The 18,949-nt window shown below is 66.3% G+C and carries 19 protein-coding genes (1 of these 19 only partly in view); 12 read left to right on the top strand and 7 right to left on the bottom strand.

The features are described 5' to 3' along the window. Positions 1–10: 10 nt before the first annotated feature. Both N1F91_RS21030 and N1F91_RS21025 read right to left on the bottom strand, forming a co-directional pair. Complete coding sequence (locus tag N1F91_RS21030; protein ID WP_289995178.1) at positions 11–1,171, bottom strand: CaiB/BaiF CoA-transferase family protein; 1,161 nt, start codon at positions 1,169–1,171, stop codon at positions 11–13. A gap of 91 nt (positions 1,172–1,262) precedes the next feature. Beyond that, positions 1,263–2,351 (bottom strand): AI-2E family transporter, encoded by a 1,089-nt coding sequence (locus N1F91_RS21025; protein ID WP_289995176.1) that lies wholly within the window; start codon positions 2,349–2,351, stop codon positions 1,263–1,265. A gap of 137 nt (positions 2,352–2,488) precedes the next feature. Between N1F91_RS21025 and N1F91_RS21020 the strand changes: the two genes are divergently transcribed. Beyond that, positions 2,489–2,839 carry a hypothetical protein gene (locus N1F91_RS21020; RefSeq protein ID WP_289995175.1) on the top strand — a complete coding sequence of 117 codons (351 nt, stop codon included), beginning with the start codon at positions 2,489–2,491 and terminating at the stop codon, positions 2,837–2,839. Between the two features lie 10 nt (positions 2,840–2,849). After that, positions 2,850–3,296, top strand: coding sequence for a hypothetical protein (locus tag N1F91_RS21015; protein WP_289995174.1), 447 nt, complete (start codon positions 2,850–2,852; stop codon positions 3,294–3,296). A gap of 3 nt (positions 3,297–3,299) precedes the next feature. Here the strand turns inward: N1F91_RS21015 and N1F91_RS21010 are convergent, their stop codons facing one another. Next, complete coding sequence (locus N1F91_RS21010; protein ID WP_289995173.1) at positions 3,300–4,217, bottom strand: diacylglycerol kinase family protein; 918 nt, start codon at positions 4,215–4,217, stop codon at positions 3,300–3,302. 266 nt (positions 4,218–4,483) lie between these two features. Here N1F91_RS21010 and N1F91_RS21005 point away from each other — a divergent pair, with 266 nt between their 5' ends. The 5 genes from N1F91_RS21005 to N1F91_RS20985 all read left to right on the top strand — a co-directional run bounded on the left by N1F91_RS21005 (position 4,484) and on the right by N1F91_RS20985 (position 8,201). Continuing rightward, entirely contained in the window at positions 4,484–5,563 is a 1,080-nt protein-coding gene (locus N1F91_RS21005) for a PRC-barrel domain-containing protein (protein WP_289995170.1), read from the top strand. A gap of 235 nt (positions 5,564–5,798) precedes the next feature. After that, the gene (locus N1F91_RS21000; RefSeq protein ID WP_289995167.1) at positions 5,799–6,728 is read left to right on the top strand and encodes a VOC family protein; all 930 of its coding nucleotides are present in this window, start codon (positions 5,799–5,801) and stop codon (positions 6,726–6,728) included. A 20-nt stretch (positions 6,729–6,748) separates the two neighbouring features. Beyond that, positions 6,749–7,378 (top strand): alpha/beta hydrolase, encoded by a 630-nt coding sequence (locus N1F91_RS20995; RefSeq protein ID WP_289995165.1) that lies wholly within the window; start codon positions 6,749–6,751, stop codon positions 7,376–7,378. Then, positions 7,375–7,674 carry a GNAT family N-acetyltransferase gene (locus tag N1F91_RS20990; protein ID WP_289995161.1) on the top strand — a complete coding sequence of 100 codons (300 nt, stop codon included), beginning with the start codon at positions 7,375–7,377 and terminating at the stop codon, positions 7,672–7,674. The genes N1F91_RS20995 and N1F91_RS20990 overlap by 4 nt, the downstream gene beginning before the upstream one ends. Before the next feature lie 191 nt (positions 7,675–7,865). Continuing rightward, a complete protein-coding gene (locus tag N1F91_RS20985) occupies positions 7,866–8,201 on the top strand; it encodes a hypothetical protein (RefSeq protein WP_289995160.1) in 336 nt (111 codons plus the stop codon). Here N1F91_RS20985 and N1F91_RS20980 read toward each other — a convergent pair. After that, positions 8,198–8,347: a hypothetical protein gene (locus tag N1F91_RS20980; protein ID WP_289995159.1), complete on the bottom strand. Its 150-nt coding sequence runs from the start codon at positions 8,345–8,347 to the stop codon at positions 8,198–8,200. The genes N1F91_RS20985 and N1F91_RS20980 overlap by 4 nt on opposite strands. Positions 8,348–8,695: 348 nt before the next feature. Between N1F91_RS20980 and N1F91_RS20975 the strand changes: the two genes are divergently transcribed. The 4 genes from N1F91_RS20975 (at position 8,696) to N1F91_RS20960 (ending at position 14,251) form a co-directional block, all read left to right on the top strand. Beyond that, positions 8,696–8,992 carry a GNAT family N-acetyltransferase gene (locus tag N1F91_RS20975; RefSeq protein ID WP_289995158.1) on the top strand — a complete coding sequence of 99 codons (297 nt, stop codon included), beginning with the start codon at positions 8,696–8,698 and terminating at the stop codon, positions 8,990–8,992. Between the two features lie 244 nt (positions 8,993–9,236). Beyond that, a complete protein-coding gene (gene clpB, locus N1F91_RS20970) occupies positions 9,237–11,843 on the top strand; it encodes an ATP-dependent chaperone ClpB (RefSeq protein WP_289995157.1) in 2,607 nt (868 codons plus the stop codon). Positions 11,844–12,069: 226 nt separating this feature from the next. Beyond that, positions 12,070–12,516, top strand: coding sequence for a hypothetical protein (locus tag N1F91_RS20965; RefSeq protein ID WP_289995156.1), 447 nt, complete (start codon positions 12,070–12,072; stop codon positions 12,514–12,516). Positions 12,517–12,751: 235 nt separating this feature from the next. Continuing rightward, complete coding sequence (locus N1F91_RS20960) at positions 12,752–14,251, top strand: L,D-transpeptidase (protein WP_289995155.1); 1,500 nt, start codon at positions 12,752–12,754, stop codon at positions 14,249–14,251. A 108-nt stretch (positions 14,252–14,359) separates the two neighbouring features. On the opposite strand, the gene N1F91_RS20955 is transcribed toward N1F91_RS20960, so the two are convergent. Beyond that, entirely contained in the window at positions 14,360–16,312 is a 1,953-nt protein-coding gene (locus N1F91_RS20955; protein ID WP_289995153.1) for a M23 family metallopeptidase, read from the bottom strand. 357 nt (positions 16,313–16,669) lie between these two features. On the opposite strand from N1F91_RS20955, the gene N1F91_RS20950 reads away from it, so the two are divergent. Beyond that, positions 16,670–16,972 (top strand): tripartite tricarboxylate transporter substrate-binding protein, encoded by a 303-nt coding sequence (locus tag N1F91_RS20950; RefSeq protein WP_289995152.1) that lies wholly within the window; start codon positions 16,670–16,672, stop codon positions 16,970–16,972. 380 nt (positions 16,973–17,352) lie between these two features. Here N1F91_RS20950 and N1F91_RS20945 read toward each other — a convergent pair whose 3' ends face one another. Together N1F91_RS20945 and N1F91_RS20940 are read right to left on the bottom strand one after the other, a co-directional pair. Continuing rightward, the gene (locus N1F91_RS20945; protein WP_289995151.1) at positions 17,353–18,216 is read right to left on the bottom strand and encodes an SEL1-like repeat protein; all 864 of its coding nucleotides are present in this window, start codon (positions 18,214–18,216) and stop codon (positions 17,353–17,355) included. A gap of 665 nt (positions 18,217–18,881) precedes the next feature. Next, positions 18,882–18,949, bottom strand: partial view of an acyl carrier protein gene (locus N1F91_RS20940; RefSeq protein ID WP_289995150.1) — the end only. The gene runs 175 nt beyond the window's last position; the window shows 68 of its 243 coding nt (coding positions 176–243); its start codon lies off the right edge, out of view; its stop codon occupies positions 18,882–18,884.

Here is an 18,949-nt window from a genome sequence, read left to right as displayed (position 1 = left end):
GGCTTGTCGCTCAGCCAACCATCTTTCCGGAACCCTCCCGTTCCACTCCCAGTTCCGCCAGGATGGCGGCGGTGTGCTCGCCCAGCGCCGGAACCGGATCCATCCGCGGCTCCCAGCTGCCGGCGATCGGCTTCAGGGCGGGAACCGGCCCCTGCGGCGTCTCGACGCTCGTCCAGCGTTCGCGCGCGGCGAGCTGCGGGTGGTGCCACAGGCCTTCCATGTCGTTGACCCGCGCCATCCCGATGCCGGCGCGCTCCAGCCGCTCGATCGCCTCGGCCGTCGACAGGCGGGACAGCACTGCGTCGATCGCCGTCTGCAGTTCATCCCGATGCGCGGCGCGCCCGTCATTGCCGTTGAAGCGCGGATCGGAGGCAAGATCGTCGCGTCCCAGCACGACCGTGGCGAAGGCTCTCCACTCGCGGTCGTTCTGCAGGCCGAACAGCACCGTGCAGTCGGCGGTCGCGAAAGGGCCATAGGGGAAGATCGTCGCATGCCCCGCGCCGGCGCGGGTCGGTGGCGTCGCTCCGTCGGTGGCGAAATACATCGGGAAACCCATCCATTCCGCCATCGCCTCCAGCATCGACACCTCGACATGATCGCCGGCGCCGGTGCGGCCGCGCTGCAGCAGCGCCGCAAGGATGCCCTGATAGGCCATGGTGCCGGCGGCGATGTCGGCAACCGAGATGCCGGCCTTCGCCATATGGTCGGGCGTGCCGGTCACCGACAGGAAGCCCGCCTCCGCCTGGATCAGCAGGTCGTAGGCCTTGCGTGTCTCATAGGGTCCGCCGGTGCCGTAACCGGAGATGGAGCAGGTGATCAGCCGCGGCTGCGCGCCGCGCAGCGTCGCATGGTCGAGCCCCAGCCGGTCCGCCGCGCCTGGCGCCAGGTTCTGCACGAACACGTCGGCCCTGGCTACCAAGCGCAGCAGGACAGCGCGGTCCGCCTCCTGCTTCAGGTCGAGCGCGAGGCTCTCCTTGGACCGGTTCGTCCAGACGAAATGGCTGGAAAGCCCGCGCGCCCGGCCGTCATAGGCGCGCGCAAAGTCCCCGCCGTCCGGCCGCTCCACCTTGATGACGCGGGCGCCGAGGTCGGCGAGCTGGCGCGTGCAGTAGGGCGCGGCGATGGCCTGTTCGAGGGAGACGACCAGCAGGCCGTCGAGCGGTCGGGTCATTGGCGTGTTCCGGGCGTTCCTGCGGGCCTCTCCGGTCCCTGGGTGTCGCGCCACGCTTATCATGCGCGGCCCGCTTGGCAAGCCGGCCCCGTCAGTGGCTGTCGCTCCAGTCCATGCCGGGCACGATGTTGCCGGCGATGGCGTAGAAGATGAGCAGCATCGGAATGGCGATGAAGCCGCCGAGCGGCCCCCACAGCCAGATCCAGAAGGCAATGGCAAGGATCACCACGAAGGGGTTCATCAGCATGGTGCGGCCGATCACCTGCGGCGTCACGAACTGCGCCTCGACGAGGTTGACCGCCAGGTAGACGAGGGGCGGAAGCAGGCTTCCACCGAGAGTATCGTATTGCGTGAGCCCGACGGCGAAGAGGATCGCCGCCATGACCGCCGGTCCAAGGTAGACGACGAAGTTGAGGATCGCCGCCAGCGCGCCCCAGAGGGCCGCCGACGGCATGCCGATGGCCAGCATCGCCAGAGCAACGGCGCCGCCGAGTCCGAGATTGATCACGGTGATCGACAGAAGATAGCGTGAAACCCGGTGCTCCACATCTCGGAAGATGTGGCCGACCCGCCAGCGGATCTTTCGTGTTGTGCAGACGCGCAGGACGGCGTTGCGGCTCTGCTGGCGTGTCGCCACGAAGAAGTAGAGGCTGGCCAGGAAGAGCAGGACCTGGCCGATGATCGCCGGCGCCAGCACCGCGACGCTTTCCACCGCGGTCCCCTCTTCGACCGACACCGTGACGCTGTCGCCGGAAAACGAGCGCAATTCCTCGCGCAGATCTTCCAGAACGTTCATGGGCTCGCGGAATTGTGCCAGGTGGAACTGCAGCTGGCTCCAGATCTGGGGCGCCCGGTCGATCCAGGTGGACAGCGGCGCGGCCAGCGCCAGCATGCCCAGCGCCAGGATCAGCAGGAAAAGCAGCACCACTGCCGCCGCCGAGATCGCTGGGGGGACGCCGCGTCGCTCGATCACGGTGGCGACCGGGCCGAACATCAGGCCGATGACGACGGCCATCAGCACGGGCGACAGCACGAATTCGGCGGTGTCCAGCGCAAAGACGACGGCGACCAGCCCGACCGCGATGGTGCCGAGCTGGGCGCCCTTCGACAGAAGGACTTCGACATTCGAGCGCGGCGGCAGCCGCACGATGGGCGGCTTCTTGAAGGCCCGCTGCTGCATGGTGTTGTGTGTTTTCCGGCTGGACTTGGTGGTGGAAACGCCGTTTCATGCGTTCGGGTTCCTTCGCCGCGAAGGGAAAACGGAACCGTGGGCCGGCGGCCGCGTTGAACGGTTCCAGCAGAAGAGGAAGAACCTTCATGAGCCCAAGCCAAGCCACGCCCGACGATGCCACAACCGGTGCCGCGCAGTCGAAATCCGCGTCGCGCGAGGAGTTCGAGCAGCAGATCGCCATCCTCAAGGAAGAGATGGAGTTGCTGAAGGCCCAGCTGGCCCGCTCGTCGGAGCGTTCGGCATCGGCCGCGCGCAAGGCGGCGCAGAGCGGCGCGGAGAATCTTCGCGAGCATGGCGAGGCCGCTCTCGACGAATTGCGCGCCGGTGCACGCGACGTCGAGGCGCAGCTCATGGCCACCGTGCGCGAGAAGCCGGTCACGTCGCTTGCCATGGCGGCCTGCGTCGGCTTCCTGTTCGCCCTGATCGCGCGCCGCTAGAGGGCCGCGCGTGCTGCGAACGCTTATCCTGCTGCTTTCTTCGCTCGATCCGTCGCGCGCCAAGCGGCGGTTCAGGCGCGCGGCGATCGACTACGCGATCGCCGGCACAGCCTTACTGCTCGGTCTCTGCTTCCTCGTCATCGCCGCCTTCATCTGGGCGGCGGATCGATGGGGCCCAATGGAGGCCGCGCTTGGATTTGGCGTCGGTTTCATGGCGATCGCCGCGGTCACCATGATGGTGCATCGTTCCGTGGCCTCCCGGCGGGCCCGGATTCGCGCCGAGGCGGAAAAGTCGGATCAGCTCCGCTCCTTTGCCACCGCGGCGGCGGTCGCCGCGCTTCCGGCCGTCATCCGGCAGATCGGCGTGGTCGGATCTCTCGCTTTGCCGCTCGCCGGCCTGGCGGCCTATGCCATCTGGCGGGAAAACCGCTCCCGCGACGGCGACGACCTCGACTGAGGCTCACGCCGTCGTGGTGGCCTCCACATCCGCCACGAGCACCTTCAGCGCCTTCGGGTGGATCTTCAGAACCGTCTCCTTTTCCAAGGCTGCCAGTTCGCCGTCGATCACGCAGCGGTAGCGGCGGGTCGGCGACAGGATCTTCAGCGTCGCCGTCTCGCATTCGTGGATCTCCACGATCTCGGTTTCCTGCCACCGGCCGAGCGTCATCGCCAGGAACAGCCAGGCGAGTTGCAGCCGGTTGGCGGCGCCGGCGACATAGATGCCGAGCACCCCACCGTCGGGCGTGTCGGCAAAGGGCAGGTGGCCCTGGCCGAACAGGTTGTTCGAGATGCCGAGCCCCGTCGTCGTCGTCCTGATTTCCGCCTCGCCCACGTCCAGTGCGATATCGATGGCGGGGGGGTGGCGCAGCACGGCGAAGGCGGCCCGTACCGACGCCCAGATCTTGCCGATTCGCGAACCGTATTCGAAGCGTGAGCGCAATTGCACCATGCGCGCGTGCAGCCCGATCGAGAACTGGTGGATGAAGGGACGACCATTGGCGGTGGCGATGTCCACGGCCTTGACGTGTCCATGGGCATAGCCTTCGATCGCCTGCTCCAGCGTCAGAGAGATGCCGAGGCCGCGGGCGAACAGGTTCATCGTCCCGGCCGGCAGGATCGCCAGCGCCTTGTCCGTGTCCATGAGCACGGCGGCCGCCGCCGAGATCGTCCCGTCGCCCCCGCCGGCCAGGACCACCTCGACATCGTCGCGCGCGACCGCCCGGTCCAGCGCTGCCACGATCTCGCGGCCGCGGACGATCTCGACGTCGATACGATGACCGGCCGCTTCCATCGTCCGAGTTAGAAAGTCCGACAGCGCAGCCAGATCGGTGGTGCGCAAGGTTCCGCCGTCGCGGTTCAGGATCGCGAGAAACTGCATGAGGTTCAAGATTCCGGTGAGAGGGTCCCGGTGGGGCATAGTGTACGTGCGCGTGGGCACGCGCGCGGCGGCACAACGTCGTGATTGCAGGCCGGTTCCGCCTGCTTTGCGGCGAAACGCAACGTCGACCATCTCGCCTCCGCCGTGCGGAACCACTTCAAAGTCACGGCGTTGTGAGCGGGTGAAAGGGCCACGCGTCTGACGTCACCTGCAAGTTCTGACAGACGCGCGGCCCATGCATCAAAAATGCACAAGGAGAGACTAACATGATCCGCAAGCTTTTGGCGACCACTGCCGTCGCAGCCCTGATGTCCACCGGCGCCTTGGCGCAGACCACCGCTCCGACCACCACCCAGCCGGGCACTGCGGTGCAGGATCCGGCCATGCAGAACAACGTCGCCGGCGAGAGCCGCATGGTCACGCAGGCCGACGGCAACCTCGCGTCCAACATCATCGGTGAGACCGTCTACAACAGCACCGCCGACAACGCCGAGAGCATCGGCGAAGTCAACGACATCGTCATCGGTGCCGACGGCTCGATCGAGGCACTGGTGATCGGTGTCGGCGGCTTCCTCGGCATCGGCGAGAAGGACGTGGCCATCGAGTACGACCTGGCCGAATGGGTCGAGCGCAACGACGACCGCTGGATCGTGGTCGAGACGACGGCGGACGCCCTGAAGGCGCAGCCCGAGTTCGACCGCCTCGCCTACCAGCCGATGCCGGAAGGCACCAATGTCGGCCAGACCCAGCCGGCCACGGCCGAGGATCTCGCCGCTGCGCCTGTCGAGGGTGATGCCGACGTCATCGCTCCCGCAGCGGACGGCCAGGCCACGACCGCCGCTCCGGCGACCGACGGCCAGGCCAACCAGACCATGGCCGCCGAGCAGGACTCCGATGTCGACGTCGTCGTCGTCGAGCCCAACGGCACGCAGCAGCCGGCAGCCGGCGAGCAGGTTGCTCCGGCGGCTGGCACCGACCAGACCCGCACGGCTGCCATCGACCGTACGACGCTTCAGCCGATGGCCGCTGAGGAGCTGACCGCCGAGAACATCATCGGCAGCACCGTCTACGGCAACAACGAGGAGAATGTCGGCGAAGTCGGCGATCTCGTCATGAGCCAGGACGGACAGATCGACGCCGTCATCATCGACGTCGGTGGTTTCCTCGGCATCGGCGAGAAGGAAGTCGCGGTCGGCATGGACAATCTCGAGTTCATGCTCGACGAGAACGGCAACCGCTACCTCTACACGCCGTTCACGCAGGAACAGCTCGAGGCCCAGCCGGCTTACGACGAGGCAAACTACGCCACGGGTCGTGACGGCATGCGGATGGTTGTCCCCAACTGATCCGACGACGTACGGCTCCCTGCGAGCCTCAATCGAAAAACGGCCCCGTCGCGCGAGCGGCGGGGCTTTTTTCATTTGCGTTAGCGCCATTTATAAACAGTGGCGCGTTTATCGTTCACAATCAGTAGACAATGCATTCTGCTTTCCTCGCCTTTCAATTCCCGGACAAAAGCCGAAATATCGCTTCAGACAGAAGCAAGCGGCTCAGTCCGCAGTGAGCGAAAGGACGAGAACCATGCTCGACCAGATCAAGGGCCTGCATCACGTGACCTCGATGGCGCGCGATGCCCAGGAAAACAATTCCTTCTTCACCCACAAGCTCGGCCTGCGCCGGGTCAAGAAGACGGTCAACTTCGACGCGCCCGACGTCTACCATCTCTATTATGGCGACGAGCAGGGAACGCCGGGATCGGTGATGACCTACTTCCCGTTCCCCAACATCGGCCCCCGCCGCGGCGGTGCCGGCGAAGTGGGCACCACCGTCTTTGCCGTTCCCGAGGGGGCGCTGTCCTTCTGGCGCGACCGTCTGGCCGCCGAGGGCGTCGCTGGCCTCTCCGAGTCCGAGAGCTTCGGCGAGAAGCGGCTCGTCTTCACCGGGCCCGACCATGACGAGTTCGCGCTGGTCGAGGCGAAGGATGATGGCCGCCAGCCCTGGACGAAGGGCGCCGTGGCCGGCGACGAGGCGATCCGCGGCTTCCATTCCGTGTCGCTTCGGCTGCGCGATGGCGGCGCGACCGAGGAACTGCTGACGTTCATGGGCTACCAGCCCGTCGACAAGTCGGGCGCCGTCACGCGGCTCGCGGTTCCTGGCGGCAATGGCGCTGACGTCATCGACATCGAGACCATCGCCGGCAACCGCGCCGATCTCGGCGCCGGCTCGGTCCACCACGTCGCCTTCGCGGTCGAGAACCGCGCCCGTCAGCTCGAGGTGCGCAAGGCGCTGATGGACACGGGCTATCAGGTGACCCCGGTGATCGACCGCGACTATTTCTGGGCGATCTACTTCCGCACGCCGGGCGGCATCCTGTTCGAGGTCGCCACCAACGAGCCAGGCTTCGACCGCGACGAGGACACCGCGCATCTCGGCGAGGCGCTCAAGCTGCCCACGCAGCACGAGCACCTGCGCAGGATCCTGGAGAGCCATCTCCAGCCGATCGCCGACTGACCGCAGAAAGGACCGATCCGATGTCCACCGACAGCTACGTCCACCGCCGGGAGCAAGGTGCTCCCGGCTCACCGCTGGTCTTTGCCTTCCACGGCACCGGCGGCGACGAGAACCAGCTCGTCGATCTCGCCGGCGAGCTCGTTCCCGGCGCCACCATCGTGTCGCCGCGCGGCGACGTCTCCGAGTCCGGCGCGGCGCGCTTCTTCCGTCGCACGGGGGAGGGCGTCTACGACATGGACGACCTCGCCCGGGCGACGGCGAAGATGGCTGGCTTCGTGAAGGCGCAGGTCGCGGCCGAAAAGCCGTCCCGCGTGCTGGCCTTCGGCTATTCCAACGGCGCCAACATCCTCGCCACGGTGCTTTTCGCACATCCGGATCTCTTCGACGCGGTGGTACTGATGCACCCGCTGATCCCGTTCCAGCCGCACATTGAAGGCTCGCTCGCGGGCCGGCCGATCCTCGTCACCGCCGGCCAGCGCGATCCGATCTGCCCGCCCAACCTGACCCATCGGCTGGAAAGCTGGCTGACGGACGCGGGCGCCGCCGTTACCATGCACTGGCATCCCGGCGGCCACGAGCTGCGGCCCGACGAGGTTGCGGCCGCGGCCCGGCATTTCGCCGGCGTCGAAACGGAAAGGAGCCCGTCATGACCGACGCACCCGTCACCGTCGAATTCGAGGATTACGGCTCCAAGGGCCGCTACTTCATCCGCGGCGCGAACGGCGAGGTCGCCGAATCGACTTTCTCCAAGATCGGCGAGCGCCAGATCATCATCGACCACACCGAGGTCCCGGACGTCTTCCGGGGCCAGGGCATCGGCCTGAAGCTCGTCACCCGCGCGGTGGAAGACGCCCGCGCCGCCGGCAAGACCATCATCCCGCTCTGCCCCTTCGCCCGCGAACAGTTCCGCCGCCACCGCGAATGGGCCGACGTGCTGAAGGGTTAGTCGGCGCCGACAGGTGCCCGGCACGGCTGCGGGCGCCGGGCCGCCAGGCGGCCTGCCCCGGCAGGCCGGGCAAGCGGACGTTAACCACCCGTCGCGCCGACATCCGCGCATTCATGCCGTGTTCATCGCGCGGGATGGATTCTTCCCCCGTTCGCGCCGGGCCGTCGCCCGCCGCCAAAGGGGGAGTTCACATGCGTCGCCTTCTCGTCCTCGCCGCCTTCAGCGCCTCTGCCATCGCCGCCTCCGGTCTTCCCGCGTCCGCGGCCTCGCAGGTCCACTACTGTCCGCCCGAGGCGCGCGGCGTCGTCAGCCACACGGGCGACGCGGCCTGGACGGCCACCAACCAGTCCAGCCGCGTCACCGGCGCGCGCGTCGAGATGATCGGCGGCCAGCCGTCGCTCGTCTGCGTCTACCGCATGTTCGGCGGCGACTACTGGATCCACCGCCGGCCCGAGGCGCCCTTCATGCAATGCAATGGCGGCGACATGGGCTCCGGCCGCCTCGGCTTCCTCTGCGTGCGCGGCTAGCCGGTTCTTGCCGCTTCCTCGAGGGGCTTCCTTTCGAACTCATCGGCGACCTTGCGCAGCAGAAGCGGTACGCCCCTTGCTGCGCTCTTTTCGATGACGCCATAAGGAGTGCTTTCATCGGAAACAGCGACCACAATCGTCAACATGATTGAATTGTGGTTGCAGAAAACATCGTCGTCCTCATGGAATCTCAAGTTGTAATAAACTCTGAAATGGGCAGGAACATCTACTCATGCGGTGTTGTCGCTTGAATCAGGATCTCGTGCTTCCACGCCGTCCGTCCAGACATGGCTCTCGGGAACGAACGTCACGCTCCCCCGTTCGAAACTCATCTTCAGCATGCTGATCGTCTCCCAAAATGGCGATGCAGGTTGCAAGGTGACGGACTGCAACCTAACTGATTCTGGGCTTTCCGAATGACGTGACCATTGCTGATTCCTGTTTGCATCGTCGAAATGACAGCCTGTCCCGCACGCCTTCCCGGAGAGTCGCCGATGACCACCCCCGCCATCCAGTTCGAGGAAACCGCCAAGGGCGGCCGCTACTTCGTGCCGATGCCGAACGGCGAGGACTCGCGCCTCACCTTCGTGCGGGCGGGCGAGGGGCGCATCGTCGCCGATCACACCTTCGTGCCGGTGCCCTATCGCGGCGACGGCATCGCCGAGGCGCTGGTCGAGCGGCTGGTGGCGGACGCGCGCGCCCAGGGGCTCACCATCACGCCCGCCTGCTGGTACGTCGCCGACGAAATCGCCCGCCACGCGCCCGACTGGGACGACGTGCTGGCGCGCTGACGCGTCCGGACGCCGTGTCGCGCCGGACGCCGGGTCGCAGCCGGGCGGGCGTCTTCGCGCGCGACCGTGCATGGGGCAGCACCGCTCCGGGCGCCCCCCGTTTGACCCGCATCAAGCCATCTTGAGGAACCCTGTCCTAATCTCCATATCAGCCCGAGTTGGGCCGGCTCGCTGACGAGCGGCCCGTCACCTCGAGCCGAGCCGGTGCCGCCAAGCGGGCCGGCCAGGGAATGGAGACAAGAGCATGAACGTCGAGAAATACTCCGAGCGCGTCCGGGGCTTCATCCAGTCCGCGCAGACCATGGCGCTGTCGCGCAATCACCAGCAGTTCGTCCCCGAGCACGTGCTGAAGGTCCTCGTCGACGACGAGGAGGGCCTCGCGGCCAACCTGATCGAGCGCGCCGGCGGCCGGCCGAAGGATGTCCAGCTGGGCGTTGAGGCAGCGCTCAAGGCGCTGCCGCAGGTCGAGGGCGGCAACGGCCAGCTCTATCTGTCGCAGCCGATCGCCAAGGTCTTTTCCACCGCCGAGGAACTGGCGAAAAAGGCCGGCGACAGTTTCGTCACGGTCGAGCGCCTGCTCACCGCGCTCGCCGTCGAGAAGTCGGCCAAGACGTCCGACATCCTGGCCAAGGCCGGCGTCACGGCGCAGTCGCTCAATGCCGTCATCAACGACATCCGCAAGGGCCGCACGGCCGATTCGGCCAATGCCGAGCAGGGCTTCGAGGCGATGAAGAAGTATGCGCGAGACCTCACCGCCGATGCCCGCGCAGGCAAGCTCGATCCGGTGATCGGCCGCGACGACGAGATTCGCCGCACCATCCAGGTCCTGTCGCGCCGCACCAAGAACAATCCCGTGCTGATCGGCGAGCCGGGCGTCGGCAAGACCGCCATCGCCGAGGGTCTCGCGCTGCGCATCGTCAACGGCGACGTGCCCGAGAGCCTGAAGGACAAGCGCCTGATGGCGCTCGACATGGGTTCGCTGATCGCCGGCGCCAAGTATCGCGGCGAGTTCGAGGAACGGCTGAAGGCCGTGCTGTCGGAGGTCACCACCGCCGAGGGCGAGATCATCCTGTTCATCGACGAAATGCACACGCTGGTCGGCGCCGGCAAGGCTGAAGGCGCGATGGATGCGTCCAACCTGCTCAAGCCCGCGCTGGCGCGCGGCGAGCTGCACTGCGTCGGAGCCACCACGCTCGACGAGTACCGCAAGCATGTCGAGAAGGACGCAGCCCTTGCCCGCCGCTTCCAGCCGGTCTTCGTCAACGAGCCGACCGTGGAGGACACCGTCTCCATCCTGCGCGGCCTGAAGGAGAAGTACGAGCAGCACCACAAGGTGCGCATCTCCGACAGCGCACTGGTCGCCGCCGCCACCCTGTCCAATCGCTACATCGCCGACCGCTTCCTGCCCGACAAGGCCATCGACCTCGTCGACGAGGCTTCTTCGCGCGTGCGCATGCAGATCGATTCCAAGCCCGAGGAACTCGACGAGATCGACCGCCGCATCATGCAGCTGAAGATCGAGCGCGAGGCGCTGAAGGCCGAGAAGGACGAGGCCTCGAAGGACCGGCTCGTCCGGCTCGAGCAGGAACTGACCGGCCTCGAGGAGGATTCGGCCGAAATCACCGCGAAGTGGCAGGCCGAGAAGCAGAAGCTCGGGCTTGCCGCCGACCTGAAGGGCGAGCTCGACGAGGCCCGCAACGAACTCGCCATCGCCCAGCGCAAGGGCGAGTTCCAGCGGGCCGGCGAACTCGCCTATGGCCGCATCCCCGAGCTCGAGAAGAAGCTCGTCGAGGCCGAGGCGCAGGATGGCCGTTCCTCCATGGTGCAGGAGGAGGTCACGCCCGACAACATCGCGCAGGTCGTCTCGCGCTGGACCGGCATTCCGGTCGACCGGATGCTGGAGGGCGAGCGCGACAAGCTCCTGCGCATGGAAGACGAGATCGCCCGCCGCGTCGTCGGCCAGGGCGAGGCCGTGCAGGCCGTGTCCAAGGCGGTGCGGCGCGCCCGCGCCGGGCTGCAGGACCCGAACCGGCCGATCGGCTCGTTCATGTTCCTCGGCCCCACCGGCGTCGGCAAGACCGAGCTCACCAAGGCGCTTGCCTCGTTCCTTTTCGACGACGAGAACGCCATGGTGCGCATCGACATGTCGGAGTTCATGGAAAAGCACTCCGTGTCGCGGCTCATCGGCGCGCCTCCCGGCTATGTCGGCTACGAGGAGGGCGGGGCGCTGACGGAAGCCGTGCGGCGGCGGCCCTACCAGGTGGTGCTGTTCGACGAGATCGAGAAGGCGCACCCGGATGTCTTCAACGTGCTCTTACAGGTGCTCGACGATGGCCGCCTCACCGACGGCCAGGGCCGCACCGTCGATTTCCGCAACACGCTGATCATCATGACGTCGAATCTCGGCGCCGAATATCTGGTCTCGCTGCGCGACGACCAGGACGTCGACGCGGTGCGCTCCGAGGTCATGGGCGTGGTGCGGTCCTCGTTCCGGCCCGAGTTCCTGAACCGTATCGACGAGGTCATCCTGTTCCACAGGCTGCGCCGCGCCGACATGGGCAAGATCGTGCGCATCCAGCTCAGGCGGCTCGAAAAGCTGCTCGTCGACCGCAAGATCGTGCTCGATCTCGACGAGACCGCCATCGAGTGGCTGGCCGAGAAGGGCTACGACCCGGCCTACGGCGCCCGCCCGCTCAAGCGCGTGATGCAGAAGGAACTGCAGGATCCGCTCGCCGAGAAGATCCTGATGGGCGACATCCGCGACGGCCAGACCGTCGGCATCGCGTCCGGCTCCGACCGCCTGCTGTTCCGCCCGCGGGCGCAGGTGGTGAGCGAAGCCGAAGCCGCCTGACCCACCCGCCCGTCCTCTGCCTCATGAAAATGGGGCCGGAGGACGGGCCGTACCGGGGCGGAGAAGGGGAGCGGCGACCGCAGGCGCTTCTCCTTCCGTGTGGCAGCACGAAGCATTTCCCTCGCCGCGACCGCCCGCGCCAAAGAAATCAACATCTTATCAAAAATCTGTCCACGTCTCCGCCTCCCGCCCCACACTGTCTGCGGATTTCATGCGAGGTGAGGGAATGGACGGCGGGTTGGTCAGCGAACGGGGATTGCGGCAGGCGGCGAGGATGCTCGCCGGGCTGGCCGTGCTCGCCGAGGCCGCTGCCGGCCGGTCGCTCCCCGTCCGCTGGTTCGTGCTCGCCCTGCTGCGCCATGCCGAGCGCGTCGTCCGCAATGCCCTGATCGACGAGACCGGATGGAACCCGTCCGATGTCGGGCAGGCGCTCGGCTTCGGCATCGATCCGGACGGTCGGCCCGGCTCGGGCAGCGGCCCGGCCGACGCTGCGATGCTGGCCTGGCGCCTGCGCGCGCTCGCAGCCCTTCTTCGCGCCCTCCTGTCACCCGCGGATAATCCGGTCTCGGCGGAGAGCCCACTGGTCGAAGCGTTGCGCCGTCTCGTCTGCCAGCGAAGGCTGTCCTGGGCCATACCCACCGTCTGCGCCTTTCCCGCCCCCGACACCTCCTGACGCCGCCCCGAGGGAAACCTGGACGCGACGACCTGACCGGCCGTGCGGAGCGACGCTCCGCGCGGGCGCCGGCGCACGCCTTGCACTTCACGCGCTCCAGCCCACTCGCCATTCGCCATTCGCCATTCCCTATTCGCCATCTTCATGTCCCGTTCATGTGGAACCCTGCATCGTGAAAACGCATTCCAGGCTGGACGCACAATGCGCGACGCGGCCGCAGACCGAGACGAGGGACATGATCGGACGACACCTGCTCTTTTCCGCCGCAACCGCCGTGACGGCCGGCTTCGCATCCATCGCATCGGCGGCAGTATCGGAGAACGGCGCGCCTGCCATGGCGCGGCCGGCGGCGTCCGGGCTGCAGCTTGCCCAGAGCGACGGCGTCGACGTCTACATCGACGCGCGGGGGCGGCGCGTGCTGGTCGACGTGCAGACCGGCGAGGTGATCGCGATCGAGGAGCGTGATCGGCGCGGCTCCGGCATCGACCGGCTGCGCGACGCCGGCATCCTGTCGTCCATTCCCGGCGATCCGGCCGCCGTCGAGCGGTATCGCCGGTTCCGCGAGCAGCAGCTCGGGCTGCGCGAGCCGCCGGAGCCGGACTATGGCGCTCCGCGCTCCGACGACCGACGCTACGGTCGTGACGATGGCTATGACGATTTCGGCGACCGGCCGTTCGGCGACGACGACTACCGCGTCTATCGCGAGCGCAACCGGCCGGTCGAACGCCGCGCCCTGCCTGTCTATCCCGACGGCCAGTTCGCGCGCGGCGAACCGGTGGAACGCCAGCCCCTGCCGGACAATCCGGTCACCGGGTCGACCCCGCCGCGGGCCGGCGCGCCGGCCACCGGGTCCGGCGAAGGCCTGCCCACCGTCGTCCAGCCGACCAAAATCGAGACCGAACAGGTCGCACGGCTACAGATCCTGCTCGACCGCGCGGGCGTGTCGCCGGGGGTCATCGACGGCAAGATGGGTTCCAACGTCCAGAAGGCGCTCGACGCGCTGGCCGAGATGACCGGTGACCGGCTCGATCCGACGGACGCCGCCACGGTCGAGGCCTCGCTCGCCGATACCGGCGGCCCGGCCTTCGTGACCTACGAGCTGACGCCCGAGGACGTCGCCGGACCTTTCGTGGCGTCGATCCCGGAGGATTACGGCCAGAAAGCCACGCTCGACCGCCTGGCCTTCACCTCGACCTCCGAAATGCTGGCCGAGCGCTTCCACATGGACGAGGACTATCTGAAGGCGATCAATCCGAGCGTCGACTTCAACCGCCCGGGCATGCTGGTCAGGGTCGCCAACCCCGGCAAGCCGAAGGCGGGTTCGGTCGATCGCATCGTCGCCGACAAGACGCGCAAGCAAGTGCGGGCCTATGACGTCGACGGCAATCTGGTTGCCGCCTATCCGGCGACGATCGGCTCCACCGACACGCCGTCGCCGTCCGGCACGGTCAAGGTCGAGCGCATCGCGCTCGATCCGCAGTACACCTACAATCCGAAGATCAACTTCAAGCAGGGCGAGAACGACAAGGTCCTGACCATTCCGCCCGGTCCCAACGGGCCGGTCGGCACCGTCTGGATCGCGCTGTCGAAGCCCACCTACGGCATCCACGGCACGCCGGAGCCGTCGCGCATCGGCAAGACGAACAGCCATGGCTGCGTGCGGCTCACCAACTGGGACGCGACCGAACTCGCCAGGATGGTCAAGCCCGGGATCTTCGTGCAGTTCATCGACTGACGGGTGCCGGCCGCCGCGGCGGCCGATCGACCGGGCGGCGGGACGCGGCCGGGTCGGGCAGAGACAGGGGCGGCCTCGCGGCCGCCCTTTCGCGTCCGGCCGCCCCGCTCAGCGCGCGGCGCTGGCCAGCCGCAGCGAACCGCCCACGCCGGTGGAGAGCAGGGCGTCGATACGCTCCCGCTCGGCCTGGAACGCGACCAGTTCATCGTCCTTCAGGGCGCGGCCGTTGGGCAGGCGCACGCGCATCGGATCGACCTTGGCGCCGTTCACCAGCAGTTCGTAGTGCAGGTGCGGTCCGGTCGACATGCCGGTCGAGCCGACATAGCCGATGACCTGACCCTGGCGGACGCGCGCACCGGCGACGACGCCCTTGGCGAAGCGGCTCTGGTGATTGTAGGAGCTCTCGTAGCCATTGGCGTGGCGGATGATGGTCTGGCGTCCATATCCGCCGGCCCATCCGGCCTTCTTCACCACGCCCGAGCCGGCCGCGATGATCGGCGTGCCCGTCGGTGCGGCCCAGTCGACGCCGGTGTGCATCTTCACGTAGCCCAGGATCGGGTGCCGGCGCTTGCCGAAGCCGGAGCGGAACTTGCCGTTCGGCAGCGGGTTGCGCAGCAGGAACTGGCGTGCGCTGCGGCCATCGGCGTCGAAATAGTCCACCGTGCCGTCGGCCATCCGGAAGCGGTAGAAGGCGCGCTCGTTGCCGCCGAAGTTCGCCCGCACGTAAAGGAGTTCGGATTCCGCCGAGGCGGTATCGTCGTCGCTCGGCTGCGAGAAGAAGACGTCGATGGCGTCGGTCGGGTTGATCCGCGACTGGAAGTCGACGTCGGCTGCGACCAGCCGTATCAGTTGCTTGGTCATGTCGCTCGACATGCCGTAGGAATAGGCCGCGCGGTAGATGCCGTCATAGACGCGCGGGAGCTCGCCGCGCATGCGCACCGGCGGCCTGTCGTCGTCGAAGGCGGCGATGACGGCGGCGCTCTTGTCCGGCTCGTCGGCGGGGACAAACTGCATCCGATCGTCGACCGCGATGGTGACGAGGTGCGTCTGGCGGTCATAGAGGCTGGCGCGCACGATGTGCGGCTCCTCGCCGGCCGCTTCGATGCCGAGGCGGAGCACGGTGCCCGGTTTCAGCGCCGGAGCGTTCATCATCCTGCCGATCGCCTCGGCCATACCGACCGCGTCGTCGCCCGAGAAACCGGCGTCGGCCAGCACGTCGACCGTCGGACGGTCGTTGCGGACGATCAGAATCTCCTCCGCGAAGCTCGGCGCGGCAGTGACGTCGTCGTTGCGATGCGCCACCGAGACGTTTTCCTGGACGATGCGCACGCCGTACGACTGTGTGAGCGTGGCGGTGGCCGCCGATTCGCCGAAACGCAGCGGATCGACATAGTGCAGCGCGGCGAGCTGCACTTCTCCGTCGGTGAGGATGGCACCGGTCGTGCGCACGACCTCCTCGACCTCGTCCGGCGACAGGCTGCTCGTCTCGTCGAAGGCAGCGGTCTCGATCGGGAAATCGACCGTCTCGAGGCTCACCTCGCTCTCGACCTTGGCGTCATAGACGATCGACGTGGCCAGTGCAGGCTGGGCCTGGGGTTCTGGACCTTCCGCGAAGACCGACAGCGGATCGAAGGCCGGATAGTTGCGCGTGGTGGTATAGGCGGCCGCGAGCGGCATGCGCAGTTCCACGAAAGGCATGGTGCGGACGACCTCGCGGTCGCCGACCCGGCTGACGGTCGGCAGCTCCATGCGCCGCCTGTCGCGCGCCCGGTTGACAGCAGAGGTCGGAACGACGCGCGCGGCCTTGGCGGTGTCGCCGGCGCCGGGGCGGGCCATGGCTTCCACCTCGGCGATCTCCGGAGGTGTCGCCAACTGCTCGCGACCGTCGAGCGCGGCCAGCAGCGCCACGCCCATCAGGACGGCCGAGGTCACGCCGGTCAGGAAGGTACCCGACAGCCAGCGCGCCGAGATTTCGCGCCGGTCGGGCGGACCCGCACGGCCGCCGGTCGTCAGCGGCGGCTCGTTGCCGAGCTTGGCGATGGCCTGTTTGAAATCATGCATCGCTGCAGGCGTTGTCCCCGAGCCCCGGTTCAAGTGCTTATGGCGTGGCGAGCGAAAGTGCCTGCCACAAGCCATCCTGTCAATGAAAGGCCGCCGAACGACCGCGGTCGTGACTGCCCGATTCGAAACGAGCCCCCTCGCTCGGTGCGGACAATCCCCGCGCAGTGTGGCGTCAATGGGGCCGGTGCGTGGCTTCGCGGACCCGCGCGCGATTCATTAGATCATCATACGGCGTCGCAAAAAGTTCAAAAAACTCNATCGCCAGGGCCGTTGTAGCAATCCGATCGCACTTCATGCCGAACCGCGTCAAGGCGGCTCGCTGGTGAGCGGGCGATCCTGTCAACTCGGAAAAACCGTGTGGCGCTGATCGCGCTTACGACGAACTCGATCCTGGGGCAGGAAATCGACATGGCTTTCATGGCGCCCTCCGGCGCCCTCGCAGCGTATCGCGCAGGTAATCTGAAGATCCTTGGCATTACCGCCGCCGAGCCCTCTCCGCTGGCGCCAGAGGTGCCGACAATCGCCGGCAATGCGGGATTGCCTGAGACTTTCCGCGCTGAACTGTGGATCGCCGCGGTGGGCAGTTCCGACGCACAGCCGGATGTGATCGCGCGCTTGAACGCTGAGATTGTAAAAATTCTGGGGTCCGACGAGGTGTAGCAGAAGATGCTGGAAGTCGGTTGGCGCGCGGAGGGTGGTTCGCCGGACAGTTTGTCCGACCGCATTACCAAGGATAGCGCCGTCTGGGGCGCGGCGCTGGAAAAGGCGGGGCTCGTCAAGTGAGGTCCTGGTAACGCCGTGAGCAGGACGCCGACAGGGAGGCAGTGCTACTGGTTGAAGCCGGTTCGGCTGCCGCTGGAGGGGTGGCGATCTTCTCCGCGTGCAGGGGAACGGCGCTGGAACTGGCGTGCCCCAACCGGTGCAGCAACGAACAGATTGGCTATGTTCACGCGGGCAAGAAATTCATAGGCGGATCGATATTCAAATGAAGGCGGCAGACCGTTGCTGTGCCAGTGCGCTATCGGTCGGTAACTGCTGCTCTACCGTGCGGCCTCCCACTCGTGGGCCATGCGCTCTGCCTCGGCGACCTCATCAAGCGTCATCCACCTGGCAAGCATCAACATCTTCCCAGCCGCATCCGCATCGCCCTGAGCGGCTGCTAAGCTGAACCACATGTGCGCGAGGACATCGTTTCTTTCAACGCCTTGGCCTGCTTCATATTTGGTACCGAGATTATACTGCGCGAAGATATCGCCTTGATCCGCTGCTAAGCGATACCACCTCACTGCTTCGGCATAATCCCGAGGAACGCCTGTCCCGGTTTCGTACAAGAGGGCCATGTTGTACTGGGCGAGTGCATTGCCCTGGTCAGCCGATAGCCTATACCATCTTGCCGCCTCGTCATGGTTTTGAGGGACACCTCGGCCAGTCTCATACATAAAGCCGACTTTATATTGGGCGAGTGCATTCCCTTGATCGGCGGCTAAGCGGTACCACTTGGCGGCTTGTTCGTAGTCTTGTGGAACTTCCTGCCCCTCTTCATACATCAACGCTAGATGAAGCTGGTTTTCGGCGTCGCTTTGGTCAGAGGACAGGCGTTTCCATTTCGATGCAGCAGCATCGTCCAATGGTACCCCTTGGCCATTGGCATACATTATGCCCAGGTTATATTGGGCGCGGCCAATGCCTTGTTGTGCTGATAAGCGATACCACTTTATTGCTTCGGGAAAATCTTGAGGGACGCCACGCCCATTTTCATACATCACACCGAGATGATATTGAGCAATCGCGTCACCCTGATTGGCTGCAATACGATACCACATCGCTGCATCCGTGTAGTCACCACGTTCGTAAGCAAGAAAACCATCTTCGAAGGGTCCCGCAACAGCGGTTCCTACGAGCATGGTCACCACCCCGAGCCCGGCGAAAACCACTCTCGACATTTGCAAAGCCCCCTGATGCGGCCATCATACCTCATTGAAGGCGTGCTGCAATCCGACCTGTCTGTTGACCTGGCGAGAATGAAAGACGTCGGGCGATTGACACACGAGCAGGGCGACGTGGAAAAGTCGACGCTCCATCCTGAAACTGATGGTGTTACTACCCGCGGGCTGTTGCACGCCACGCAATAGACCAGGGCGAGAGTGTTTTCGCAAAAATCTACTCGCTGCCTTTCCGAGATCATGCTGCTACCAATGCATCAACCCTCCGGCGTGTGGAAGCATGGTGGAAGCAAGAGGGAGAGGTTCGCGGCGGTTTCTTGCGAGTTCCTGCGCAAGATGGTCAGAGGGCAAGCGCCGCGAAGTGGCGGAAATGTCGAAAGAAAACGCAGTCCAGCGCAGTTGTTCATGATCTGTTCGACATGGCTCATAACCTGAAGGTCGCAGGTTCAAATCCTGCCCCCGCAACCAGATAAAAAAACCCCCGAGCCAAAAGCCGGGGGTTTTTTGTTGCCCGGACCAGGCTCCACTCAACCAGGAAAAGGCGGCAATCGACGCTGCCAGGTCCCCGGCCGCAGCCGCCGGTCCCTCTGGGCCGCGGGATCAAGCGTTGAAGCTCCGCCCGCTTGTCAGGGCGACAGCAAGAGCCTGGCGAGATCGTCGACGGTCACAACGCCGGCAACGGTTGTGTCGTCGA

It is taken from the genome of Aquibium sp. ELW1220, assembly GCF_030398385.1.
GTDB lineage: Bacteria > Pseudomonadota > Alphaproteobacteria > Rhizobiales > Rhizobiaceae > Aquibium.
The sequence above is the reverse complement of the archived record's forward strand: the minus strand, read 5'-3'. Positions and strand labels throughout refer to the sequence as shown.